The sequence below is a fragment of the Niveispirillum sp. SYP-B3756 genome (assembly GCF_009495745.1).
GTDB lineage: Bacteria > Pseudomonadota > Alphaproteobacteria > Azospirillales > Azospirillaceae > Niveispirillum.
The window spans coordinates 193573-218087 of sequence record NZ_WIDQ01000005.1 but is presented as its reverse complement, the minus strand read 5'-3'; the positions used below and the strand labels follow the sequence as shown (position 1 = coordinate 218087).

General features: G+C 63.9%; 17 protein-coding genes. 15 read left to right on the top strand and 2 right to left on the bottom strand.

The window, feature by feature from the left end; genetic code table 11:
* Window positions 1–18: 18 nt before the first annotated feature.
* Window positions 19–1041, bottom strand: a complete 1023-nt coding sequence (locus tag GE253_RS13180) for a hypothetical protein (protein ID WP_153204582.1) — start codon at window positions 1039–1041, stop codon at window positions 19–21.
* 64 nt (window positions 1042–1105) lie between these two features.
* The gene (gene tssI, locus GE253_RS13175; protein ID WP_153204581.1) at window positions 1106–3658 is read right to left on the bottom strand and encodes a type VI secretion system tip protein TssI/VgrG; all 2553 of its coding nucleotides are present in this window, start codon (window positions 3656–3658) and stop codon (window positions 1106–1108) included.
* Between the two features lie 742 nt (window positions 3659–4400).
* On the opposite strand from tssI, the gene tagH reads away from it, so the two are divergent.
* From tagH to tssG, 15 genes are all read left to right on the top strand, one after another.
* Window positions 4401–5762, top strand: coding sequence for a type VI secretion system-associated FHA domain protein TagH (gene tagH, locus GE253_RS13170; protein ID WP_153204580.1), 1362 nt, complete (start codon window positions 4401–4403; stop codon window positions 5760–5762).
* 30 nt (window positions 5763–5792) lie between these two features.
* Window positions 5793–6287 carry a type VI secretion system lipoprotein TssJ gene (tssJ, locus tag GE253_RS13165; RefSeq protein ID WP_153204579.1) on the top strand — a complete coding sequence of 165 codons (495 nt, stop codon included), beginning with the start codon at window positions 5793–5795 and terminating at the stop codon, window positions 6285–6287.
* A gap of 10 nt (window positions 6288–6297) precedes the next feature.
* Window positions 6298–7647, top strand: coding sequence for a type VI secretion system baseplate subunit TssK (gene tssK, locus GE253_RS13160; RefSeq protein ID WP_348770847.1), 1350 nt, complete (start codon window positions 6298–6300; stop codon window positions 7645–7647).
* Window positions 7647–9068 (top strand): type IVB secretion system protein IcmH/DotU, encoded by a 1422-nt coding sequence (icmH, locus tag GE253_RS13155; protein ID WP_153204578.1) that lies wholly within the window; start codon window positions 7647–7649, stop codon window positions 9066–9068. The genes tssK and icmH overlap by 1 nt, the downstream gene beginning before the upstream one ends.
* Window positions 9065–12616, top strand: a complete 3552-nt coding sequence (gene tssM, locus GE253_RS13150; protein ID WP_153204577.1) for a type VI secretion system membrane subunit TssM — start codon at window positions 9065–9067, stop codon at window positions 12614–12616. The genes icmH and tssM overlap by 4 nt, the downstream gene beginning before the upstream one ends.
* On the top strand, window positions 12598–14133 hold the full coding sequence (tagF, locus tag GE253_RS13145) for a type VI secretion system-associated protein TagF (RefSeq protein ID WP_153204576.1): 1536 nt from the start codon (window positions 12598–12600) through the stop codon (window positions 14131–14133). The genes tssM and tagF overlap by 19 nt, the downstream gene beginning before the upstream one ends.
* The gene (locus GE253_RS13140; protein ID WP_153204575.1) at window positions 14130–15470 is read left to right on the top strand and encodes a serine/threonine-protein kinase; all 1341 of its coding nucleotides are present in this window, start codon (window positions 14130–14132) and stop codon (window positions 15468–15470) included. Before tagF ends, GE253_RS13140 begins: the two co-directional genes overlap by 4 nt.
* Before the next feature lie 4 nt (window positions 15471–15474).
* Entirely contained in the window at window positions 15475–16581 is a 1107-nt protein-coding gene (gene tssA, locus GE253_RS13135) for a type VI secretion system protein TssA (RefSeq protein ID WP_173012626.1), read from the top strand.
* Window positions 16582–16638: 57 nt separating this feature from the next.
* Window positions 16639–17148 carry a type VI secretion system contractile sheath small subunit gene (gene tssB / locus GE253_RS13130; protein WP_089290479.1) on the top strand — a complete coding sequence of 170 codons (510 nt, stop codon included), beginning with the start codon at window positions 16639–16641 and terminating at the stop codon, window positions 17146–17148.
* Window positions 17148–18641, top strand: a complete 1494-nt coding sequence (gene tssC, locus GE253_RS13125) for a type VI secretion system contractile sheath large subunit (RefSeq protein WP_153204573.1) — start codon at window positions 17148–17150, stop codon at window positions 18639–18641. The genes tssB and tssC (GE253_RS13125) overlap by 1 nt, the downstream gene beginning before the upstream one ends.
* Window positions 18641–20092 (top strand): type VI secretion system contractile sheath large subunit, encoded by a 1452-nt coding sequence (gene tssC / locus GE253_RS13120; protein ID WP_153204572.1) that lies wholly within the window; start codon window positions 18641–18643, stop codon window positions 20090–20092. Before tssC (GE253_RS13125) ends, tssC (GE253_RS13120) begins: the two co-directional genes overlap by 1 nt.
* Before the next feature lie 148 nt (window positions 20093–20240).
* Window positions 20241–21029: a type VI secretion system accessory protein TagJ gene (locus tag GE253_RS13115; protein WP_153204571.1), complete on the top strand. Its 789-nt coding sequence runs from the start codon at window positions 20241–20243 to the stop codon at window positions 21027–21029.
* 4 nt (window positions 21030–21033) lie between these two features.
* Window positions 21034–21522 (top strand): type VI secretion system baseplate subunit TssE, encoded by a 489-nt coding sequence (gene tssE / locus GE253_RS13110; protein ID WP_153204570.1) that lies wholly within the window; start codon window positions 21034–21036, stop codon window positions 21520–21522.
* Window positions 21515–23332, top strand: a complete 1818-nt coding sequence (gene tssF / locus GE253_RS13105) for a type VI secretion system baseplate subunit TssF (protein WP_153204569.1) — start codon at window positions 21515–21517, stop codon at window positions 23330–23332. Before tssE ends, tssF begins: the two co-directional genes overlap by 8 nt.
* Window positions 23329–24387, top strand: a complete 1059-nt coding sequence (gene tssG, locus GE253_RS13100; protein ID WP_153204568.1) for a type VI secretion system baseplate subunit TssG — start codon at window positions 23329–23331, stop codon at window positions 24385–24387. Before tssF ends, tssG begins: the two co-directional genes overlap by 4 nt.
* The last annotated feature ends 128 nt before the right edge of the window (window positions 24388–24515 follow it).

Genomic DNA, 24515 nt, shown 5'->3' with positions numbered 1-24515 from the left:
TTGCGGGGGGCGTGGCACTCAATGCGGCACCAGACCGGCCAGGAAACTGCCATAAGCGATGTCAAAGGCTCGCCGGTTGATCGGCCCGATCAGATAGGGGTCGGGGGTGGGGGCCGGCGACAGCAGGGTGAAGACGGCCCAGCCCTTTGCCGTCCGGATCACCGTCTGGCGCAGGTGGGCCGGCGTGCCGTTCAGGCTGGTTTCGCGTTCGGCGACCGACAGGTGAATGCCGGGCAGCCCGGCATCCACCGGCGTCAGGGGCACTTCCCGCAGATCGGCGCCGATATTGCGCAGATTGGCGATCACCGGGGCCGCCGCCATCTCCGCCGTGCTGGCCCCGGTGCTGGTCAGCACGTTGAGGAAGCCCACCGGCGTGCCATCCCCATTGGCCAGATTCCAGGATTGGCTGTCGGGGCCGGCACTATTGTCTGGTTGCGCGATCCAGGAGGTGGGCACCTTGAACCCCAGTTGGAACACCTTGTTCAAGGGCAGTTCCTGCATGGGTTCCGCATAGGGCTGCTGTGCCTGCACCTGGGTCAACTGGAAGCTGGCCGCGGCGACAAGGAAGGCTTCCTCCACCTGGGGATAATGCGCCTCATCGCTGAAACAATGCAGCAGATAGAGGAACTTGCCATTCTTGAATGTGCGCAGCCGGAACAGGACCGGGCGGCCCGCAATCATCTTCTTCGCCAGAACATCCGCGTTGCGGCCGGCCGTGGAGGGAATGGAGCGATGACCCAGTACCTGAAACTGGTTGATCATCACCCATTGTTCCAGCCAATCCTCCGGCGCAATTTCCCGTTCCAGCCGCAGCGCCAGCACTTCGATCAGGCTCTGATCGGTCCGGTCACCATAGGCGGCCAGCTTTTGCAACTGCCCGTTCGGCTCCGTCGGATTGCCCTCCTTCTCGAACCACAGCCAATCCTTGGGGATGCGCAGCGTGAAGGCGAAGGCGGGATAGGGGCTGGGAAAGGGCTGCTGCAGGTAATCGCGGGCCAGATCGGCCGGCGTTGCCTGGATGGTTGTCCGCATCTCGGTCATCGCACTTTCCCTCGGATTATGTTGCGCGCGGCGAAAATGGCTGCCGCTTCCAATCGACAATGCATCATTTCTTCGGCGCGGGCCCGATGCTGGCCTCGCCCTCGATATCGACGCCGAACAGGGCGCCGATGGCGGCGAACCCACCCCCATGGTAGCGCGATGTCTGACGGTCATAGTAACCAAATCCGCCACCGCCAATTTCCGCCGTGCCGGCCGAAACACCGCCGCCGGCCTTGCCAGAGATGGTCCAGTCGTCCGGAACGCCGGGCAGCCAGCCGATGGGAATGGTGACATTGGTTTCCGCCTGCGCCTGGGCGACACGGGCGCCGGCCTTGCCGCCCAGGGCGGCACCGATATAGCGCCCGTCATCGCCCAGCAGGGCTTGGCCCTTGGCATCGGCGGAGAACAGTTCGCCCGTGCCTTTCAGGCCGATCTTGCCATAATCATTGTTGCCCAGCGCCCCTTCCACGGAAAGCCGTTGCATGGCGGCCTTGGCCTCACCCGCAGCGCCAAGGCCGTTCTTGGTGATGCCGGCATGGCCTTCGGCCTCGGCGGCGAAGACATCCAGGCCGCCACCGATCTCACCCCAGTCATTCTGGCCTTTGGCGGAAATGCGGGCCAATGCCGCCTCGCCCTTGGCATCCACCGTGGCCTTGTCATTGCTCACGGTGCCGGTGACGGAGCCTTCGGCACCCATCACCTTGGCGGTGACCGGCCCGGTCGTCTTGTTGGCGGCCCATGCTGAACCCGAGGCGCTGGCGGTTCTCTCGCCGGCCGGGTTCTGCCCATTGATCGCCGACGTGGCGCTGCTGCCGCTGGCGGCACCATTGCCGGCAGCCGCCCCGCCGCCGCCACCGCCACCGGAGACCTGCACCTCTTCTGCTTCCGGCGGGGGCACCTTCTCCTTGGTGTTCAGCCAGATATAGTCCCCATCCAGGCTGATGCCCGTCTTGTCCATGATGATGGTGGAGCCGTTGGAGACCAGGATGATCTTGTCTGGCGTCAGTTGGATGGCGCTTTCACCGACCTGGAAGACCATCAGGTTCTTGGCGCGCTGGATGGCGCCATTGCCGATCTGGATGAACTGGTTGTTCTGGACGACGGTGGAGAGATCCTTCTGGCTATGGAAGGCCAGTTCCTCGCCACCCGCCTTATCCTCCATGGAGAACAGGTTGAAGCCGTTGCCGCCGGGGCTGGACAGGGTGCGGAAGGCTGTCTGCGTCTTCTGCGCCGGCAGCGAAACGGGCGCGGCGGTTTCGGAATTGGGCACCAGCCCCAGGATCACGGGGCGATCCGGGTTGCCCTCCATGAAACCGACCACCACCTCCATGCCCACACGCGGAATGGTCTGTGCGCCGAAGCCGCGCCCGGCCCAGCTTTGCGTTGCCCGGATCCAGCAGGAAGAGCGGTCGTCCGCCGTGCCGCGCCGGTCCCAATAGAATTGTACCTTCACCCGCCCATAGGCGTCGGTATGGATATCCTCCCCCTTGGGCCCCACCACCACGGCCGTTTGCAGGCCGGGGATGGTGGGGCGGGGGGTGGTGCGGCGGGGGACAAAGGGGGTGGCTGCCGGGATACAGGTAAAGCTGTTCTCGTACTGCGTATTGCTGCCGCCATTGGTTTCATAGGACTGGTCGGCGGCCTTGTGGCTGACCGACAGCACGACATAGGAACTGTTTTCCGCCATCACCGGATGGCCGGTCATCAGGAAGCGGCCGATGGGGGCCAGGGTGCGGCAATCGCTGACGCCCTGGATGGTTTCGCGCTCCACTTCCTCGGCCTGCATGTTCAGCTTGGCGCGGCGTTCGCCCAGGCCAGGATCGGCATGAAGGCCCGGAAACTCAAAATGTTCGTGCTGGGGCTGTTGCTGGAAATTGGAGAGGGTGGGAACCGTCTGGTTCAGGCGTAGCTTGCTGGTTTCGAAATTGTAATCGGCCACCGTCCAGGCGCTGGCCTGATAGGAATGGCGCCGTCGCCAGTCCTTGATATGGTTGGACAGGGCCGAGGTGGCGCTGAACGGGATGCTGGGCTCGGCCCCGGATTGATAGGCGGCGGTCTGCGTTGCCACCACCAGCGTGTGCTTGCCCGGCTCGTGGCGGAAGAAATAGTAAAGCCCATCCTCCTCCAGCAGGCGGCAGACAAAGGCGAAATCGGTCTCCCGATACTGCACGCAATAGGGGCGGGGTGGCGGTGAGCCGGCCATGGAGAAATCATACTGGCTATGGCCCATCTCATCGAAGATGGTGGCCAGGATTTCCAGGCTGCTCTTGTTCTGGAAGATGCGACAATCGCTGGTGCGGGTCAGCAGCCAGAGCCAGGGCACGATCTCCAGCTCATAATGGCGCTGGCCGCGCCCGGCGGCATGGCCGGCGGTCAACCCGGCGACGATGCCGTTGAAACTGCGATAGACGCCATCTTGAAGCCGCAGATGGAGATCCACCGGCTGGGCCACCAGGCTGGCCGGGTCGAGATTATCGGTCTGTGCCCGCACCGTGGCGCGGAAATTGAACAGCGCCGACACGCCCTCCGTCCCCTCCAGCGCTTCCAACAGCAACTGATCGAGCCCAAGCGGCGTGTCGATCGCCAGGATGCGGTTGACCTGCGTGAAACCGTCCATTCCAGATTCCCGAGCAAAAGGCCCTTGCAGCCGCTGATATGTCACCAACAGACAATTCGCAGGTTCGTTCCCGGCCGGATAGTTGGGGCGGGGATGTTCGTTTCCTGATGTTTATCAAACGTCAAAGAAATTGTTGCTGCGGCGGTGGGCAAACGTCATTGACCGGAGACGGGGCGTCTCCCTGCGTCCTGTTATTATAGGAAAGGGCCGGCGTTTCAACGCAACAGAAGGCAAACAGCCCGCAGGAAGGTGGGGTAACCCGATGGGGTTGTCGATGGGGTTGCCGATGGGGTTGTCGGGCCATTTCCGCGCGAAAGGGGTGGTCGGCTGAGGTCTTGCCCATCCGTTCTTTCGGCCTATTCCTCGGCTTGTTTATCGTCTTTCGGCGCGCGGGTTCCGACGAAGGTGACTGATCGAACGTGTGTAATCCGGAAGGGGTGACACCAAATCGGCGTATGCTTAGCTTTCCGGAATAGTGCGGGTGTATAAATAGAACATATATGGATAACACCAAATAGCACGTCGTTGCAGCGGATGCCGTGTGATACCTATTTTTCGTGAAAGAGCGCCATTATCTGGCGATCTTTATTGATGGTATTGTCCTGACTCCACGAACGTTCCAAAAATAATCATAATATTTTTGAAACAAAAAACGGTCTTCGATCTTTATATGATCATTGGGTGATATGCCGGTCGTTTTCGCATCTCGGCAACGCCCCGCTCCCACGCGAACGAGGAAGAGATGGCGCTTGTCCTGAAAGTGATGAAAGCGGGTGAAAGCTCCCTGAGCGAAGGGGAAAGCCGCAGCTTCGACGGCGCCAGCATCAGCATCGGGCGCGGGCAGGAGAATGATTGGGTCGTCACCGACCCAAACCGCCACCTGTCCAAACAGCATTGCCGTTTTGAAAAACGCGGCAATGCCTATTTCATCATCGATACCAGCACCAATGGTGTCTTTGTCGGTGATGCAGCGATGCCATTGGGCAAGGGAAATGCCCAGGCGCTGCGCGATGGGGAGATGATCAATCTCGGCCCCTGCGAGCTGAAGGCGGAGTTTCGGGAGACGGTGACGGTCGCCCCCGCCTTGTTCGGTGACCATTCGCAGGCGGGTGGGGCTGGGCTTGATTTCGCCATGGAGACTGCCCCCGCCGCCTATGGCGCCAATCCGGCCTCGGTGACGGATATTCTGGGCGGGCGGCGGCGCAGCGATGCCAGCCCGATCGAACGCGACGGCGACCTGGCAACGCTGGAAGTGCCGGAATCCGACATGGCGGCCTTTGGTGGGCATCCGCAACTGGCCAATCATTTCACGGCCCCCGACGTGCTGCGCCCCGTGATCCCGCCGGATTGGCATTCCGATGAGGCGGCGTTGCCGGCGGAGCCTCAAACCCTGGCCGAATCAGAACCCGACCCCGATTTTCCCCGCCCCATGCCGCGCCCGCCAGTGGCGGAAGCTGTGCCAGCGTCCACGCCACTGCCACCGCCACCGCCACCGCCGCCCGTGGTCAAGGAGCCGGTGGAAGCAGCACCCGACCTGTGCGGCACGACGGACCCGGTGGCTGCCTTCATGGCCGGCGTCGGCCTGCCGATGGAAGCCATCGACAATGCCGATCAGGCCGCCCTGATGCACAAGATGGGGCTGGCCTTCCGCGAGGCCGTATCCGGGATGCGGGAATTGCTGGAACTGCGGGCCTTCCTGAAATCGGAATTCCGCATCGAACATACGTTGCTGCGCGCCAAGGAAAACAACCCGCTAAAATTCTCCGCCAATCTGGACGGCACGCTGGCCGTGCTGATCGGCAAGCGGGTGACGGGTTTCCTGGATGCGCCGGACGCCATCCGGGAAAGTCTGCGCGACATCAAGGCCCATGAAGTGGCCCTGATCGCCGGCATGAAGACGGTGGTGGCCGATGTGCTGGAACAGCTCTCGCCGGAAAGCGTCAGTGCCGATGTCAGTTCGTCCATGTTGCCGCAGGTCCATAAGGCGCGGTGTTGGGAAAAATACGAACAGACCCATCAGCGGATCATGGGGGAACAATCCTCCGGTCCACCGCTCGGTGGCAAGTTCTCTGCCGCCTACACCAAACAATTCCGCAGCCTTTGATCAGGCTGACCAGAAACAGGCTGAATAGAGATGACAATAAGCCGCTTATCTATCCTCGCTTCTATTGGCCTTGCCGGCACGCTTCTGCTGTCTGCCTGTTCCAGCAAGCCGCCGCCGGCTCCGCGTGGGGCCATTCCCATCTATGTCACCACCACGCGTGACGTGAATGCCGATGTGCAGGGCCGCCCGGCACCGGTGGTGGTGCGCGTCTATGGCTTGGCCAGCAAGGACAGTTTCAATCTGGCCGCCCCCATCCAATTGATCCAGCAGGATGCCAAGACCCTGGGTGCCGATCAGTTGGACCGTCAGGAACTGGTGCTGGCTCCGTCGGACCAGAAGCTGATCAACCAGCCAGCCAACGACAAGGTGAATTATGTCGGCGTGGTCGCCGCCTATCGCGCCATCGACAAGGCGAAGTGGCGAGAGGTGGTGGCCGTCCCCGCCACCGGCACCGTCATCCTGGATATCACCGTTGGGGCCACGGGCGTGACGGTGCAGCAGCGCCCACAGCCGGAACAAAAGTGAGGAATGCCGGATGATGATGTCCGCCAACCGCGTGGTCTGGTCCGAGGGCATGTTCCTGCGGGTGCAGCATTTCCAGCAGGCCGACCGCCATGTCGAGCGGCTGGTAGCGGCCCGCACCCAACCGTTGACCCCCTTTTCCTGGGGGATCAGCGAACTGGTGATCAACCGGGAACTGCTGGGGATCGGTAAGTTCGCCATCGCGGCGGCGCGGGGCATCCTGCCAGACGGCACCCCCTTCTCCATCCCCGATGATGCCGATCATCCGCCGCCGCTGGAACTGTTCGACAATATCAAGAACTGCCTGATCTATCTGACCCTGCCGGTGCGCCAGCCAGGGGCGGCGGAGGTTGGCAACCCCAATTCTGAAGATGCCATCACCCGCTATGTCCCCGCCCGGTTCGAGGCGGAGGACGCCAATCTGGGCAGCGGCCAATCCGCACCGATGGATGTGGCGCGCCTGCGCCTGCGGCTGGCCCCGGAAACCCAACCGCTGGCGGGGTACGAGAAGATCGCTGTGGCGCGGGTGGTGGAGGTGCGATCCGACCGCGCCATCATTCTGGATGACCAGTTTATCGCCCCCACCACCTCGGTCGCGGCCCAGTCGCCGCTGCATGGCTTCCTGACCGAGATCCAGGCCCTGATCCAGCACCGGGCCGAAGCGCTGGCCGCCCGCGTGGCCGGCCCGTCCCAGGCCAAGGGTGCGGCGGAGATCGCCGATTTCCTGCTGTTACAGACGGTGAACCGGTACGAGCCGCTGTTGCGCCATTACGCCGCCACCGCCCCCATGCTGCACCCTGAGCGGTTTTACCGCCTGTGCGTGGAAATTGCCGGTGAGTTGGCGACCTTCACCGCTGAGGGCAAGCGCGCCACCATCTTCCCCGATTACCGGCACGAGGATTTGCAGGCCACCTTCCGCCCGGTGCTGGCCGATCTGCGCGCGTCCCTGTCTGCCGTGCTGGAACAGACGGCGGTGCCCATCCCGCTGCAACCGCGCCGCCATGGCATCAAGGTTGGCGTCATTGCTGACCGCTCGCTGCTGTTCAATGCCAGCTTTGTGCTGGCGGTCAATGGCGACATGCCGGTCGAACATCTGCGCCGGCTGTTCCCCAATCAGGTCAAGATCGGCCCGGTGGAACAGATCGCCCAATTGGTGAATGTGGCGCTGCCGGGCATCCGCGTCAGTCCGATGCCGATGGCGCCGCGCCAGCTTCCCTATCGCTCCGGTCAGGTGTTTTTCGAACTGGATCGCAGCTCTCCGCATTTCAAGCAGCTTCAGCAATCGGGCGGCATCGCCCTGCATCTGGCCGGTGAATTCGCCCAGGTGGATATGGAGCTGTGGGCCATCAAAGGGGTCGCCTGATGTCCAGCTTTGCCAGCTATGGCCAATCAGGCCACGAGGAAACCATCATCAAGCCGACGCCGGGCGGCCGCCGACCGGCGGCCCCGGCCAGTGCGGTGGTGCCGCCGCCCAGCGATTTTGTGGCCAATGACACGATCGACCTGACGCTGGGCGGCCTGAACCCGCTGCTGGCCGCCGCCGGGCCGATCCTGAACCTGATCCGCCGCCTGCGCGTCACCGCCACCCAACCCAATATCGCCGATCTGCGCGAACGGGTGGCCGGCGAGATCAAGAATTTCGAAAAGCGCATCCAGGGTTCCGGCCTTTCGCCGGAGGCCGCCCGCGCCGCGCATTACGCGCTCTGCGCCACGGTGGATGATGTGGTGCTGAACACGCCCTGGGGGGCCAGCAGCACCTGGACCCGCACCAGCATGGTGGTCAGCTTCCATGTCGATGTGACGGGGGGTGAGCGTTTCTATGACCTGCTGAACCATCTGCTGAAGGATGCGGCCGCCAATCTGCATGTGCTGGAGCTGATGTATCTCTGCCTCTCCTTAGGCTTTGAGGGGCGGTTGCGCATCCTGGCCCAGGGGGCGCTGGAACATGCCCGCATCCGCGACAATCTTTACCGCACACTGATGCAGTTGCGCGGGGAGGGGGAGCGGGAGCTGTCGCCCCACTGGCGCGGGGTGGAAGCCCCCTATCGCCCACTGATGCCCAGCATCGAATTCTGGACCGTGATGGCGGTGACGCTGATCGTCATCACCTTGATGGCGGTTGGTTTCAGCTTCGCACTGAACGGCCAGTCCGATGCCACGCTGGAGAAGATGGCGGCCTTGCCACCCGCCGGCGCGCCGTCCATCAAGATTGCTGATCCAGCGCCGCCGGTACAGGCCCCGGCCCGCGATGTGGACCATTTCACCGCCTTCCTGGCACCGGAGATCAAGGCTGGGTTGGTGACGGTGGTGGCGCAGGGCACCGATACAGTGGTGCGCATCCGTAATGCCGGCATGTTCGCATCCGGTTCGGCCCAAGTGGATGGCTCCTACGATGGGTTGCTGGTGCGGATCGGTCAGGCGCTGAACACGCGCCCCGGTCAGGTGACCATCACCGGCCATACCGACAATGTGCCGATCCGTACCATCCGCTTCCCCTCCAACTGGCACCTGTCGCAAGCGCGCGCCGATGCCGTGGCGGCGATCATCGCCGAGCATGTGCAGGATCCCACCCGGATCAAGGCGCAGGGGATGGCCGATACCCAACCGGTCGCATCCAATGATGATGAGGCCGGTCGTGAAGCCAATCGCCGCATCGACGTCATCCTGCGCAGCGCACCGATGCCGAGCGCGCAAACAACGGTGACGACTTCACCGGTCGCCCCCGCACAGACGACGCCCGCCCCGGCGGCCCAGCCGCCGGTGAGCCAAGGAACGCCGCAATGATCACGCAATTCCTTCCCGCCACGGTACAGCCCTTTTTTTCTACCCTGGTGCAGCCTTTGCGCGCCCGCTGGGTCTGGTCGCTGATCTGGGCCATCGGTTTCGCGCTGATGATCTGGTATGTCGGCGCGCTGATCGCCGTGGGCAGTTATCGCCCGCTGGAATCCGACATGGCGCGGATGATCGCCTGTGTGGCGGTCTTCGTGGTCTGGGCGGCCTTCAACCTGCAGGTCAATTTCAAGTCGCGCAAGACCGACGACCGGATGATGCGCGACCTGACCCAGGCGGGGGAGGCCGACAAGCGCGGCGATGCCTCGGCCGATGAGTTGCGTCAGCTGCGCGAACGGCTGCTGGAAGCGCTGGGCACCCTGCGCAAGAAGGCCGGTGGCAGCGGCATGAACCGGTCCTACCTGTACCAACTGCCCTGGTACATGCTGATCGGCCCGCCCGGATCGGGCAAAAGCTCGGCCCTGCTCACCTCCGGTCTCAATTTTCCGCTCTCCGGCTCCCTGGGGCGCGACCCGCTGAAGGGGGTTGGCGGCACGCGCAATTGCGACTGGTGGTTCACTGATCAGGCCATCCTGCTGGATACGGCCGGTCGCTACACCACGCAGGACAGCGACCCGCAACTGGACCAGAAAGCCTGGCTGGGCTTCCTGGACCTGCTGAAAAGCTATCGCGCCCGCCAGCCGGTCAATGGGGCGGTGGTGGTGTTGAGCCTGGCCGACCTGATGGCGCCAGACCCCACGGAACGGCTGAACCATGCCCGCGCCATCCGCCAGCGCCTGAACGAGCTCTATGACAGTTTCGGCATCCAGGTGCCGGTCTATGTCGCCTTCACCAAGGTCGATCTGGTGCCGGGCTTCGTGGAGTTCTTCGACGGCTTGGGCAAGACGGAACGGGAGCAGGTCTGGGGTATGACCTTCCCGCTGGATGATGGCTCGGCGGAAAATGCCGGCGTTGTCACCCGCTTCCCGCAGGAACTGGAAGCTCTGGTTGCCCGGCTGAATGAACGGCTGCTGGAACGGGTGCAGCAGGAAAGCGATATTGACCGGCGCGGTCTGGTCTTCAACTTCCCTAATCAGGTGGCCAGCCTGGGCGACGCCATGCTGGAGGTGCTGACGGAGATTTTCCGCTCCAGCGCCTATGACAGCCGGCCCCTGCTGCGCGGTGTCTATTTCACCAGCAGCCTGCAGGTGGGGATGCCGATTGACCGCACCATGGCCACCATCACCAGCACCTTCGGGCTGGACCCGGTGCGCCTGCCAGCCAATAACCGCCAGGGCCGCAGCTATTTCCTGACCCGTCTGTTCCGCGAAGTGGTGTTTGCCGAAGCCGCCGTGGTCAGCCTTAACCCCAAGGTGGAGGAACGGCGGCGGCGGATACGCATCGCCACCTATGCGCTGGCCTTCGTGCTGTTGGCGGTGATGGCCTATGCCTGGACCACGGGCTATCGCACCAATGAGCGCCAGGTGGCGCAGATCAATGAACAATTGGCGGACTATGAGAAGGCGGTGCAGGGCATTCCGGTGCAGAATGTCGCCGATGGCGACCTGCCCCGTGTGGTCAGGCCGCTGGATATCCTGCGCGCCCTGCCCACCGGTCTGACGCCGGAAGGGGCGGACGCCGGGAGCTGGCTGACCTTCGGCTTGTACCAGGGGGACAAGCTGACGGCGGTGCATGGCAATGCCTATCAGAAGGCGTTGAATGGCCTGCTGCTGCCCCGCCTGCTGGTCCGTCTGCAAGACCAGATCCGCGACCGCCAGGGCGATGATGATTTCACCGCTGCCGCCCTGCGCATCTATCTGATGCTGGGCAGCCATGGGCCGATGGATGCCGATGCCGTGAAGGCATGGATGACCAATGACTGGGCCACATCCTGGCCCGGCCCCAATAACCAGCCGCTGCGGGAAGCCTTGGCGCGCCATCTGGACAGCCTGATTGCTGGCGGCCTGTCGCCCATCGCCCTGGATGCCAACCTGATTGAACAGTCGCGCCGCAGCCTGGAAAAGCTGACCCCGGCAGAACGCGTCTATGCCCTGGTTCGCCAGCGCGGTGACGTGGCGCAGCAGAAGCAATGGCTGCCCGTCAACCATGCCGGCGGCAGCGGGGAACGCGTGTTTACCCGCCTGTCAGGCAAGCCGCTGAACGAGGGTATCCCCGGCGTCTATACCCGCGAGGGCTTTTACACCGCCTTCCAGCCGGCCCTGGACGCTGTGCTGAAGGAAGTGCAGGCGCAAAGCTGGGTCATGGGTGAAAAGCAAGCCCCGGCACCGGGACAGGCCGAACAAATCCGCGCCCGCGTGCTGGAACTTTACTTCGCCGATTACACCCGCGTCTGGGATGAGATGCTGAACGATCTGCGCATCGTGCCCATGGCCGATCTGCAGCAGACCGTGACCGTGCTGAACATGGTGTCCGGCCCGGATATGCCGATGCTGAAGCTGCTGCGCGCGGTGGCTGATGAAACAAGGCTGGCTTTGCCGCCCGGCGTCAATCCTGGCGATGCCGCCGCTGTGTCGGCCGCCATGGCCAATGCCCCGGCGGGTGCGCGCGGTGTGACGGAGCATTTCCAGCCCATCGCCGATTTCATCACCCCGGCGGATGGTGCGCCGGCGCGGGTGGAGGATTTGATCCGCCTGCTGGGCAATGCCTATGAGGAGATGAGCGCGCTTGCCAGCGGCCCGGCCAATGGGCAGGTGGATATGTATGCCCGCGCTTCGCGGGGCGGGGCTGGACCGACGCAGCGCTTGGCCGCCCAGGTTCCGCAATTGCCGCAGCCCGTGGCCGCCTGGGTTGGTGCCTTTACCGAAGGCATTACCCAACAGTCGGTCGGTGGCGCGCGGGCCCAGCTTTCCAACCTGTGGGGTGGGGAAGTGGGGGGATTCTGCCGGCGGGCGGTGCGCGGTCGCTACCCGTTCGAAACGGGGGCAGACAGCGAAATCTCCATCGGTGATTTCACCCGCCTGTTCGCCCCCAACGGCCTGATGGACAAGTTCTTCAACATCCATCTGCGCACGCTAGTGGATACGTCGAGTGCGCGTTGGCGCTGGAACAGCGTCGGTGGCACCGGCCTGGGCATTCCCAATTCGGTTCTGGCATCCTTCCAGAATGCGGCGCAGATCCGCGATGCCTTCTTCCCCGATGGTGGGCAGACCCCAAATGTCACCCTGCAGGTGACACCTTCTACGCTAGACCCCAAGGCGACCGGCGTGTTGCTGACCAGCGGCGGCCAGCAGGTGGAATATCGCCATGGTCCGCAATGGCCGACCGCCCTGCAATGGCCGGCGGGGGAGGCCAATGCCGTCAGCCGCGTGGTGTTTGAGGTATCGGGCAGCAATGCCAACCCGCAGGGCATGACCCAGACCGGCCCCTGGTCTTTGTTCCGGCTGGTCGACAAGGGGGCCATGTCCGCCGTGGGCAGCGATACGGCCCGCATCTCCTTCACCGCTGATGGCCATACAGCCGTGTTTGAAGTGCGCTCCAGTACGTCGCTCAACCCCCTGGTGCTCAAGGAATTGAGGAATTTCCGTTGTCCAACCTCGTTCTAAATAGCGGCGCCTCGGCGCATGAGCCCGGCTTTTTCGGCAAGATCCCGGCGCGGGGGGACTTTGTGTCCCGCCGGCTGGGGCCGGGGCTGGTGCAGCCCCTGGACGAATGGCTGCAGGCATCCATCGCCACATCCCGCCGCCAGATGGGGGAGGGCTGGCTGCCCTCCTACCTGGAAACGCCGATCTGGCGTTTCGTGCTGGGGCCGGGTGTCTGCGGGGAGGTACCGCTGGCCGGCGTGCTGATGCCCTCGGTGGACCGGGTGGGGCGTTATTTCCCCCTGGTGCTGGCGGCCCCGCTGCCGGGCTGCGTCGCCCCCATAAGGCTGATCGAAACGGCGCGCGGCTGGTTTGACAAGGTGGAGGCGCTGGCCCTGTCCTCGCTGGAGGATGGCTTCGTCTTCGACCGGTTCGACCAGGCGCTGCGCACGCTGGGTGCCCCGCCCTATGACACAACAAGGCCAGCCGCCAATGGTGCCAATGGCCTGCGCGTGGGGCTGGATGACGATGGCAAGGTGCAGAATGGCCAATTGGCCGACACCTATGGAAGGCTGCTGGATCAGGTGCTGATCGGCTTCAATAACCGGTTCAGCCTGTGGTGGACCAGCGGGTCCGATCGCGTCGCCTCTTCCCTGCTGATTGCCCCCGGCCTGCCGGCGCCGCAGAACTTCGCCGCCTTCATGGATGGCCATTGGGAGGAATGGGGCTGGGAGCGGCCGGCGGACAGTGTGCTGCATCTGGATGATGCCGAACTGCCCATCCTGCTGCTGCGCCCGGTGGTGCCGATGCCCTGCCATGGCCGCACCCATCCGGGTACCCGCCGGGGTGCCAACCAGGATGCCCTGCTGATGCGGGAGGATATCGGGCTGTGGTGCGTGGCCGATGGGCTGGGTGGCCATTCCGATGGCGAAGTGGCCAGCGCCACCGTGGTGGCCACGCTGGACAATGTGCTGCCCCCGCTGTCCTACGCCGGCTTTGTCGATGATGTGCGCGATGCGCTGACGGAGGCCAACGGCATGTTGCGCGACCGGGCGCGCACGCTGGACGAACAGGCCGTTGTCGCCTCCACCGCGGTGGTGCTGCTGGTCTATGCCAACCGCATCTCTTGCCTGTGGGCGGGGGACAGTCGGGTCTATCGGTTGCGTGATGGCGTCATCCAGCAACTGACAAGTGATCATGTCGCCGCCGGAATGGGGAACAACCAGCGGAGCACGATGTTGGTAACGCGTGCGGTTGGTGCCGCCGACACGCTTGAGGTGGACATGATGCATGACGCTGCACTTCCTGGTGATCGTTTCCTGCTGTGCAGCGACGGTGTGACCAAGGTGCTGCGCGATGCGGAAATCGCCCAGATGATCAAAGGGCTGCCCCCGCGTGATGCCGTGGATGCGCTGGTGGAGAATGTGCTGGTTTCCGGCGCGCCGGATAACTTGACCGCCATCATCGTGGATATCCCCGCCGATATGGTGGTCGCCCAACCGCAGCCGTCGGCGGACACGGGTGGGGAGGCGATAGCATGAACAATGCCATGCTGGCCGCCCGCTCCGCCGCTGAACCGGCAGATGATCAACTTCCCATCCCTGAAGCCCCGGATGAGGTGACATCGCTGCTGATGTCCGCCCCGGTGGAACCGGATGAGGAAACCTCCCTGCTGCTGGCTGCCGAACCGGAAGCGCCGGAGGAACTGACCCGTTTCGTGCCGGGCGAACCCGCCCCGCCGGTGGAGCCGGTGGAGTTTACCGCCATCCGCGCCGCCCCCGGCCCGCTGGCCAAGGCCGCCACGCGGGAGGTGGTGGAAAACCAGCTTGCCGGCCTGATCGGGGCCATCCGGGCGGAGGCCAAGCGCACCGGTCTGGCGGAAATCGAAACGCTGGACCTGTTGCGCACGGCGCGCGGCGTGCTGGAACGCTATATCGCCAAGGCCACCGACGGGCGCGATGATGACCCCGCCCCGACACCGCCGCCGGACAGTTCCGGCTGGTCGCTGGCGCCGGGGGCGGTGATGCTGAACAGCTTCAAGGTCCGCACCCTGCTGGCGCGTGGCGGCATGGGGGAGATTTACCGGGTCCGCCACCGTGACCTGAAAACCGACCATGCCATCAAGGTGATCATCCCGGCCTATCGGGACGATCCCCGCATTGTCGGCATGTTCCATGCGGAGGGAAGGTTGCTGCGCCGTGTGCGGCATGAGGCGGTCGTGGAATGCGCCGGCCTGTTCCGTGACAATGACGGCCGTTCCATGCTGTTGCTGGAATATGTTGATGGGCCGTCGCTCTCGCAACTGATCCGGCGCGGCCCCCTGCGCCTGTCGGCACTGGAAGCACTGTTGCGCCGGCTGGCGGCGGGGCTGTCGGCCATCCATGCTGCCGGTCTGGTGCATCGGGACGTCTCACCGGACAATATCCTGCTGCCCGATGATAATCCGGCGGCGGCCAAGATCATTGATTTCGGCGTGGCGGCGGAACTGCGCGGCGGGGTGACGCCGCGCGATGGGCTGGATTTCGCCGGCAAATTCTCCTTCGCCTCACCGGAGCAACTGGGCCTGCATGGCGGGACCATCGGTATCGCCTCCGATATCTATAGCCTGGGGCTGGTGATTGCGGCTGCCGCGCGGGGCGAGAAACTGCCCATGGGCCAGACGCCCGATCAGGCGGCCGACGCCCGCCGCAGCGTGCCGCCGCTGGACGCCGTGCCCGACCGGCTGCGCCCCATCATCCGCGCCATGTTGCAGCCCGATCCCAAACAGCGGCCGACCGACCTGTCGGTTCTGCTGCGCGGGCTGGATGCGCCGGGGGCGGCAACGGGTGGCGGGCTGCTGTCCCGCATCGGTTCCCTGTTCGGTAAAGGCAGGGGGTGAGCCCATGGCTTTGTTTGATCTCGATATTCTGCTGACCCCGCTGGAAGGCCCCCGTGCCTGCGGCCCTGATCTGCGCGGGAAGGCAGGCGGGGAGGGTGGTTATTATCACCTGAAGGATTTGCGCGCCGGCGCGCGGGCCACCGAACGCCGGGCAGATTCCGATGACGAGGCGCAGGCCCCGCTGAAAGAATGGCAGCAGATTCTGGAGAGCGGCACGGCCCTGCTGACCGACCGCTCCAAGGATCTGGAAGTGGCCGTCTGGCTGGTGGAAGCCGCCGTGCGGCTGGATGGGTTTGCCGGGCTGGCGGACGGGTTCCGCCTGCTGACCGGTCTGGTGGAACGGTTCTGGGATAATGTACATCCGCTGCCCGACGAGGATGGGGTGGGCGTGCGCATGGCCGCCGTGGCCGGGCTGAATGGCATCGGTGCGGAAGGCACGCTGATCCAGCCCATCCGCAAGGTGCCGCTGCTGCGCAATGATGGCGGTTTTGCCTTCTGGCATTTCCAGTTGGCTCAGCGGGCGGTGCAGACGCCGGACACCCGCAACCGGCCCAATCGCACCCCGTCGCCGGATGCGTTGCGCCAGCGCATGGCGGCGGTTCCGGTGGCGGAAAAGCGCCGGCTACTGGCCTATATCCGCGCCTGCCGGGCCGCCTTTGCCGACCTGGACCGGGTATTGACGGAACGCTGTGGGACGGAAGCACCACCGACATCCGCCATCGCTAACCTGTTGGAAGAAATTGAGGATGCCACCCTGTTCCTGACGGAACTGAACAAGGAAGAGGCGATGGCTGACCCGGTGGCAGCGGATGACCCGATCCTGGAAACCAGTGTCAGCGGCACGCCCATCCAGATCACGCCGCCCCGTTCTGGCCCGGCTGTCGGCCCCGAAGGCATCGCCAGCCGGGAGGAGGCGCTGCGCCTGCTGGCCGATATTGGTCGGTTTTTCCGCCGCACCGAACCGCATTCCCCGATCTCCTACACGATCGAAGACTTGGTGCGGCGCGGCCAGATGACCCTGCCGGAATTGCTGGCCGAACTGGTGGCCGATCCGGCGGTACGCAATTCCATGCTGACGGCGGCGGGCATCCGCGTGCCCCCGCCTTCCTGACCCTTTTTTTCCACCTGACCGCGAACAGCAAACCTTTAAAGTTTCAGGAGAAATGACATGGCCAGTGTGCATGACAAGCTGGAGCGGGTTCGTAAGCCCCGCGTCCATATCAAGTACGAGGTCGAAACCGATGGCGCGATGGTGGAGAAGGAGCTTCCCTTCGTCGTCGGCGTGTTGGGCGACTTTTCCGGCGATCCGTCTGACGATGTGAAGCCGCTGAAGGACCGCAAATTCATCCAGATCGACCGCGATAATTTCAACGAAATCCTGGCCCGCATGAAGCCGCAACTGCGCCTGCGGGTGGCGAATGAGTTGGCCGGCGATGGCAGCGAAATGGCGGTGGAGCTGAAATTCGCCTCCCTGGAGGATATGGAGCCGGGGCAGATCGTGCAGCAGGTGCCCGCACTGCGCCAGTTGCTGGAAACCCGCAACCAGTTGCGCGACCTGCTGACCAAGGCTGACCGGTCCACCCAGTTGGAAGATCTGCTGGAGCAGATCCTGCAGGACGATGCCCAGTTGCGCAAACTGTCCGAACAATTGGCCGCCACCCCTGAGGAGGTGAAGTGATGTCGACGCAAACGCTTGCCACCTCTGCCACCAAGACCGAAGCCCTGGACGGCGCGCCGTCGCTGTTGGATCAGGCGATCAGCGCCACCCGGCAGACGGAACCGTCGCGCGTTGGAAGCCTGCTGCGCACCCTGACGCAGGAGGCGCTGAACGGCACCGTCACCTATCGCCGCAACCTGACCCTGACCATCAACGAGGCGGTCAACGCGCTGGATGCCAAACTGTCCAAGCAGTTGGCCGCCATCATGCACCATCCCGACTTCCTGAAACTGGAAGGGAGTTGGCGCGGGTTGCACCATCTGGTGATGAACACGGAAACCAGCGCCAACCTGAAAATTCGCGTGTTGAATGTGCGCAAGCGCGAATTGATGAAGGATCTCTCCAAGGCGGTGGAGTTCGACCAGAGCGAACTGTTCAAGAAGCTGTACGAGAATGAGTTCGGCACGCCGGGCGGTGAGCCCTATGGCATGTTGATCGGTGATTATGAATTCACCAATCACCCCGAAGATGTGCAGATGCTGACCAGCATCTCCTCCATCTCCGCTGCGGCCTTTGCACCGTTCGTCTCCGCCGCCAGCCCGCAGCTTTTCGGTTTCCAGGATTACCGCGATCTGGCCAAGCCGCGCGACCTGGAGAAGATTTTCGACACGGTGGAATATACCCAGTGGCGCAGCTTCCGTGACAGCGAGGATAGCCGCTTCGTCACGCTCTCCCTGCCGCGCGTGCTGGCCCGGTTGCCCTATGGCTCCAACACGCTGACCATCGACGAATTCAATTACGAGGAAACGCCGCCCGGCACCGATGGCCGCAACCAGGCGCAGGAGCATGAGAATTTCTGCTGGATGAACGCCGCCTATGTGATGGGCGCGCGGATGACGGAGGCCTTTGCCAAATATGGCTGGTGTACCGCCATTCGCGGGGCCGAAGGTGGTGGCAAGGTGGATAATCTGCCCACCTATATCTTCACCAGCGATGATGGCGACCCTGACCAGAAATGCCCGACGGAAATCGGCATCACGGACCGCCGGGATGCGGAACTGGGCAAGCTGGGCTTCCTGCCGCTCTGCCATTACAAGAATACCGATTATGCCGTGTTCTTCGGCGCCCAGACGGTGCAGAAGCCCAAGAAATATGACCGGCCCGATGCCACGGCCAATGCCGCCATCTCTGCCCGGCTGCCCTATATGATGGCCACCTCGCGTTTCGCCCATTACCTGAAGGTGATGGCGCGCGACAAGATCGGTTCCTTCCTGGAAGTGGAGGATTGCGAAGCCTGGTTGAACCGCTGGATCAACAATTACGTCAACGCCAATGAAGGGGCCGGCCAGGAGATGAAGGCAGCCTATCCGCTGCGCGAGGCCAAGGTGACGGTGAAGGAAATCCCCGGCAAGCCCGGTTCCTATAACGCCATCGCCTGGATGCGGCCCTGGCTGCAGATGGAAGAACTGACCACCTCCCTGCGCATGGTGGCGCGTATCCCGAGCAAGCAATAATGCATCAGCCCCTGGTGTTGACGCCCAGGCCGCAGGCGGTGCCGGCGGGGAATGATCCCCGCCGGCCTACGCAGGCGGATACGGGCGCCGACTGGCGGGCGCAGTTGCGCCGCCATCCCGATAAAAGACTGATCATCGACCAGTTGATCGCCGCCATCGACCGGCTGTTGACGGCGCAGGTGAATGCCATCCTGCATCACCCAAGGATGCAGCGGCTGGAAGCAACCTGGCGGGGGCTGTTGCAACTGGTGGAAACGGCGGCATCCGCCCGCGCGGTGAAAATCCGCATGTTGGATGTGGCGTGGCGGGAACTGGCGCGCGATTTTGAACGCGCCATCGAGTTCGACCAGAGCCAGCTTTTCGCCAAGGTCTATAGCGAGGAGTTCGGCACGCCGGGCGGGGAACCGTTTGGCCTGCTGATCGGCGATTATTATGTGCGCCATAACCGCAGCGCCGATCACCCGACCGACGATGTCGGTACGCTGAAATCCATCGCCGCCGTGGCGGCGGCGGCCTTCTGCCCCTTTGTGACAAGCTGTTCGCCCGCATTGCTGGGGCTGGACAGTTTCAGCGACATGGGCGGCACGGTGGACCTGTCCCGTTCCTTTGATGGGCCGGATCATCTGCGCTGGCGGGGGCTGCGCGATGCCGATGATGCAAGGTTTCTGGGGCTGGCCCTGCCGCGCATCCTGATGCGCCAACCCTATGGCCATGATCCGCACCGGGTGGATGGTTTTCGCTTCACCGAATATGCCGGCCGGCCGGGGGCGGCGGATTACCTCTGGGGCAATGCCGCCTTTGCCTTCGCCACCGTGGTGATGCGTGCCTATCACCATTATGGCTGGTTCGCCGATATCCGTGGCGCGCCGGAGGATATGGAGGCCGGCGGCGTGCTGACGGAGTTTCCCGGCTATGCCTTCCCCTCCTTCGGGCGCAGCGGCCCGGCGGCCCCGCCGCTGGAGGTCTATTTCTCCGACGGGCAGGAAAAGCAATTGAGCGAGATGGGCATGGTGCCCCTGTCGCGCGTTGGCTATCTGGATGCCTGCGTCTTTTACAGCACCCAGTCGCTGCATAATCCCAAAGCCTATGACCGGGCCACGGCCACATCCAATGCGCGCCTGTCGGCGATGCTGCAATATGTGCTCTGCGCCTCCCGCTTTGCCCATTACATCAAGCTGATCGGGCGGGACAAGATCGGTTCCTTCGCCACGGCGGCGGAGTTTGAGGATCATTTGCGCAGTTGGCTGCGCGGTTATTGCCTGGGCAATGATGATGCGGCGCTCTCCTTCAAGGCCCGTTACCCGTTGCGCGAAGCAGAGGTGCAGGTGCGCGACATTGCCGGCCGCCCCGGTGCCTTCGGCTGCGTCATCCACCTGAAACCGCATTTCCAGTTGGACGATATCCAGACCAGTTTCCGGCTGGTGACGGAACTGGTGGGGCCGCAGGGGTGATCAACCTGTTCGCTCTCTCTACCGTCACCCCGGCGAAGGCCGGGGTCCAGCATCATAGAGCGACGCGCTTGTGGCCCCTGGACCCCGGCCTTCGCCGGGGTGACGGAAACAGAGCGTTGGACATTTCACTTAACAACAGGACCATCCCATGACCACCGCCCTGCAACACCATATCGACGCCGATGACCTGCCGGGTGCCATTGTGGCGGCGACGGAGGCGGTGCGTCGGGGGCCGACGGACAAGACGGCCCGCTATCGGCTGGCCGAACTGTTCTGCGCCAATGGGGAACTGGAGCGCGCCGATGCCCAATTGGCCATCCTGCTGAATCAGGCCCCGGAGCTGCAGCGCCGCATCAGCCTGACCCGCCACCTGATCCGGGCGGAAGCGGCGCGGCAGGACTGGTACCGTGCCGGCCGCCCGCCCGACCTGCTGCGCGAACCCTCCGATGCTATCCGCCTGCATCTGGAAGCCGGCGTCAAATGGCGCGAAGGCGACAAAGCGGGCGCTGCCTCGCTCTACGCCCAGGCGGAAACTGCCCGTGCGCCCAAGGCAGGCCCAGGCTTCGATGATTTCCGCGATCTGGATGATGCCACCGGCGGCCTGCTGGAATTGCTGACCATGGATGGCCGCTATCTCTGGGTTGATCTGGCCGATATGGCGGGGCTGGATTTCGTGCCGGCCCGCCAGTTGCTGGACCTGATCTGGCGGGAAGTGCGGCTGACCCTGGATGATGGCACCACCGGCACGCTTTACATGCCGGCGATCTATGCCGCAATTGCCCCGGATACGCCCGCCTTCCGCCTGGGCCGTGCCACCGATTGGCAGGAACAGGCCGGGCTGGTGCTGGGCAAGGGCCAGCGCTGTTTCCTGCTGGGCGATCAGGCGAAACCGGTGCTGGACCTGACCAGTCTGCATTTCACGCCAACAGGGGGGTAAGCCGATGGCCGCCCCGCCCGTCACCATCATCCCGTCCGTGTTCGACCGGCTGTTACAGCCGGTGGAAGGGCCAAGCGTGCGTCAGGTCGGCTGGAATGCCGCCCTGGCGCAACTGAAACAGGCCATCCGCCGCGATCTGGAAGCCCTGTTGAATACCCGCCGCCGCCCCGGCGTGCCGGGCGGGGAGATTGGGGAGTTGGCGCGCAGCCCGCTGCGCTTCGGCATTCCCGACTTCACTTCCATCAATATGGCGACGGCGGAACGACACGCGATTTTCGGCCGCGCCCTGGAAACCGCCATCCGCAATTTCGAACCGCGTCTGGCCGGCGTCGCCGTGTCGGTGCTAACCAGCGACCATGTGCTGGACCGCACCCTGCGTTTCCGGGTGGAAGCGGTGATCCGGGTGGAACCTTCACCAGAGCCGATTGTCTTTGAATCCGTCTTCGATCCGGTCAGCCAGACCTTCTCCATTAAGGGCGGCAGCCATGCCTGACACGTTTCTTTCCTTCTATTCCCAGGAACTGGCCGCCATCCGCCGCGCAGCAGCACAGTTTGCCGCTGATCATCCCAAGGTGGCGGGCAATCTGCGCATCAGCCCCAATGCGGTGGATGATCCGCATGTCGCCCGATTGATTGAGAGCTTCGCTTATCTCACCGCGCGTGTACGGCAGAAGCTGGATGATGATTTCCCGGAACTGACCGACGCGCTGCTGGGGATGCTCTATCCCCATTATGTCACGCCCATGCCTTCCATGGCCGTGGTGCAGATGAAGGCGGCCCCGGAACTGACCAGCAGCCACGCCGTCCCGCGCGGGGCGGCGCTGGAGACCGAGCCGGTGCGCGGGGAGCCCTGCCGTTTCCGTACCACCATGCCGGCAGAGGTCTGGCCCATTGAGGTGACGACGGCCAGTCTGGCCGCCATGCCGGCGGCAGCCCCCCTGGTGCCGGCGGCACGGGTGGCCAAGTCGGTGCTGCGCCTGAAGATCAGCGCCACCGCCCAGGGGATGAATCTGACGGAACTGGGGCCGGACCGGCTGCGTTTTTTCCTGAACGGCCCGCCGGAGGCGGTGTACCGCCTGCATGAATTGCTGTTGAACAATGTCATCGGCATGGCATTGGTGTCGGATATCAATGATCCGGTGCCGGTGACCTTGGGGCCGGATTGCCTGTCGGCGGTGGGGTTTGAGCCGGAGGACGGCATGGTGCCCTATGGCGCGCAATCCTTCATCGGTTATCGGTTGCTGACAGAGCTGTTTGCCTTCCCGGAAAAGTTCCTGTTTGTCGATCTGCGCGGCCTGTCGGCCCGCATCCTGCGCGGCGTGGGCAAGGAGATGGAGATTTACCTCTATCTCGACCGCGCCTGGCAGGAAGGCGAAAAGCTGGTGCGCCCGTCGCTGTTCGCGCTGGGCTGTGTGCCGGTGGTGAACCTGTTCCGCCAGGCGGCGGAACCGATCATCCTGGGACACGAGGTGAATGAATATCTGGTGCAGCCCGATGCCCGCCGCCCGGAAGCGCGGGAGATTTATGCCATTGAGCGCGTCACCGCATCGTCCCCTCGTGGCGAAAAACTATCCATCGCCCCGCTTTATGGCGGGCACCAGTCGCCGGACCCGGACAAGCAGCAACATTTCTGGCACGCGATGCGCCGCCCGCGCGGCAGCCGCGATGCCAGCACCGACATGTTCCTGTCGCTGGTGGATCTGGGCCTGAACCCCTCCATCCCCGCCGACTGGACGGTGAGTGTGGAGACCTTGTGCTTCAACCGCGACCTGCCGGCGCAATTGCCGTTTGGCGGGGGGCATCCGCATTTCACCCTGTCCGATGGCGGGCCCTTGCTGCCCATCGCCTGCCTGACCCCGCCCACCCCGGTGATCCGCCCGGCCACGGGCAATGGGGCGCGCTGGCGGCTGATCTCTCACCTGTCGCTGAACCATCTGTCGCTGGTGGATGGGCCGGGTGGGGCGGATGCGCTGCGCGCCATCCTGCGGCTCTACGATCTGAAGGATACACCGGAAACCCGCGCCCTGGTGGATGCCGTTGTCTCTGTTACCAGCCGCCGCACCACGGCGCGGGCACCGCATACCGATGTGGCGACCCTGTGCCGTGGCCTGGATATTGAACTGGTGCTGGACCCGGAACGCGGCGGCAGCACCGGCATCTTTCTGCCCGCCGCCGTGCTGGAACGGTTCTTCTCCCTTTATGCCAGCATCAATTCCTTCACCCGGTTGAGCCTGCGGGCCAAGGGTCGGACGGAGATCATGGCCCGCTGGCCGGCACGCATCGGCGAAGGGATTGTGGCATGAGCGTTGCCCCGAAAATCCCGCCGCTGATCGACCTGCTCCGCGACCAGCCGCACCGGTTCGACCTGTTCCGCGCCATCCAGTTGTTGGAACGCCAATTATCGGCGGCGAATGAGGATGCGGCAGACGGGCCGCCGGTGCGCTTCACCGCCAACCCGTCACTGTCCTTTCCAGCGCATGAAATCCAGCACCTGTCCTTGCTGGCCCCGATGGATGGTGATGGGGAGGGGGTGCCGCGGGCGGAAATGACCGTCAACCTGATGACCATGACAGGGCCGCTATCGGCCTTGCCCCAGGTCTATACTGAGACGGTGATCCGCAGCCTGAAGGACCGGTCCCCCGGTTTTGCTGCCTTTCTGGACCTGTTCAATGACCGGATTGGCGCCCTGTTCTTCCAGGCGTGGCGACGCTATCGCTTGCCGGCCCTTTATGAACGGCATGGGCTGGCCGGCGGGGATGCCGCCAGCACGGCGCTGCTATCCATCGCCGGTTTCGGCACGCCGCATGTGCGCGGGCGCCTGTCCTTGCAAGATGAGGTGATGGTCTATTTCGCCGGCCTGTTCAGCCAGCAGCCACGCGCCGCCATCTCCCTTGAACGGATGCTGGCCGATGCCTGCGGCATCCCGGTGAAGGTGCAGCAATTCAGCGGGCGCTGGATCGCCATTCCCGCCAGCGAACAGACCTGCTTGCAGGGCGGCTTCTCCCGCCTGGGCGGATATAACCGGCTGGGCGTGGATACGGTGGCCGGTGCCCGCATGTGGGATGTGCAGGGCCGTTTCCGCCTGATTCTGGGGCCGCTGACCAGGCGGCAGTTCCGGGATCATCTACCCGGCAGCCCCGGCCTGCGCCGCATTGTTGAACTGGCGCGGCTTTATGCCGGGGCGGGGCTGGATTTTGACGTGCAACTGATCCTGCGGCGGAACGAAGTGCCCGACTGTGTGTTGCAGGGGGGCGACGGTGTGCGTTTGGGGTACGACGGCTGGCTCAGCGCCTTCCCCATGGTACGTGATCCGGATGATGCGATAATAGACGTAAGTAATATGGATTATTATCACTGAATCCGTTTTGAAAAATTACAAGATATTTAGGAAATCCCGTTGGTGGTAACACCACTACGAAGTTTATTCTCTGCGATTTTGCGGTATCTATAGCGGAAATGGTGGTCATTTCCATTTCCTGTACATAA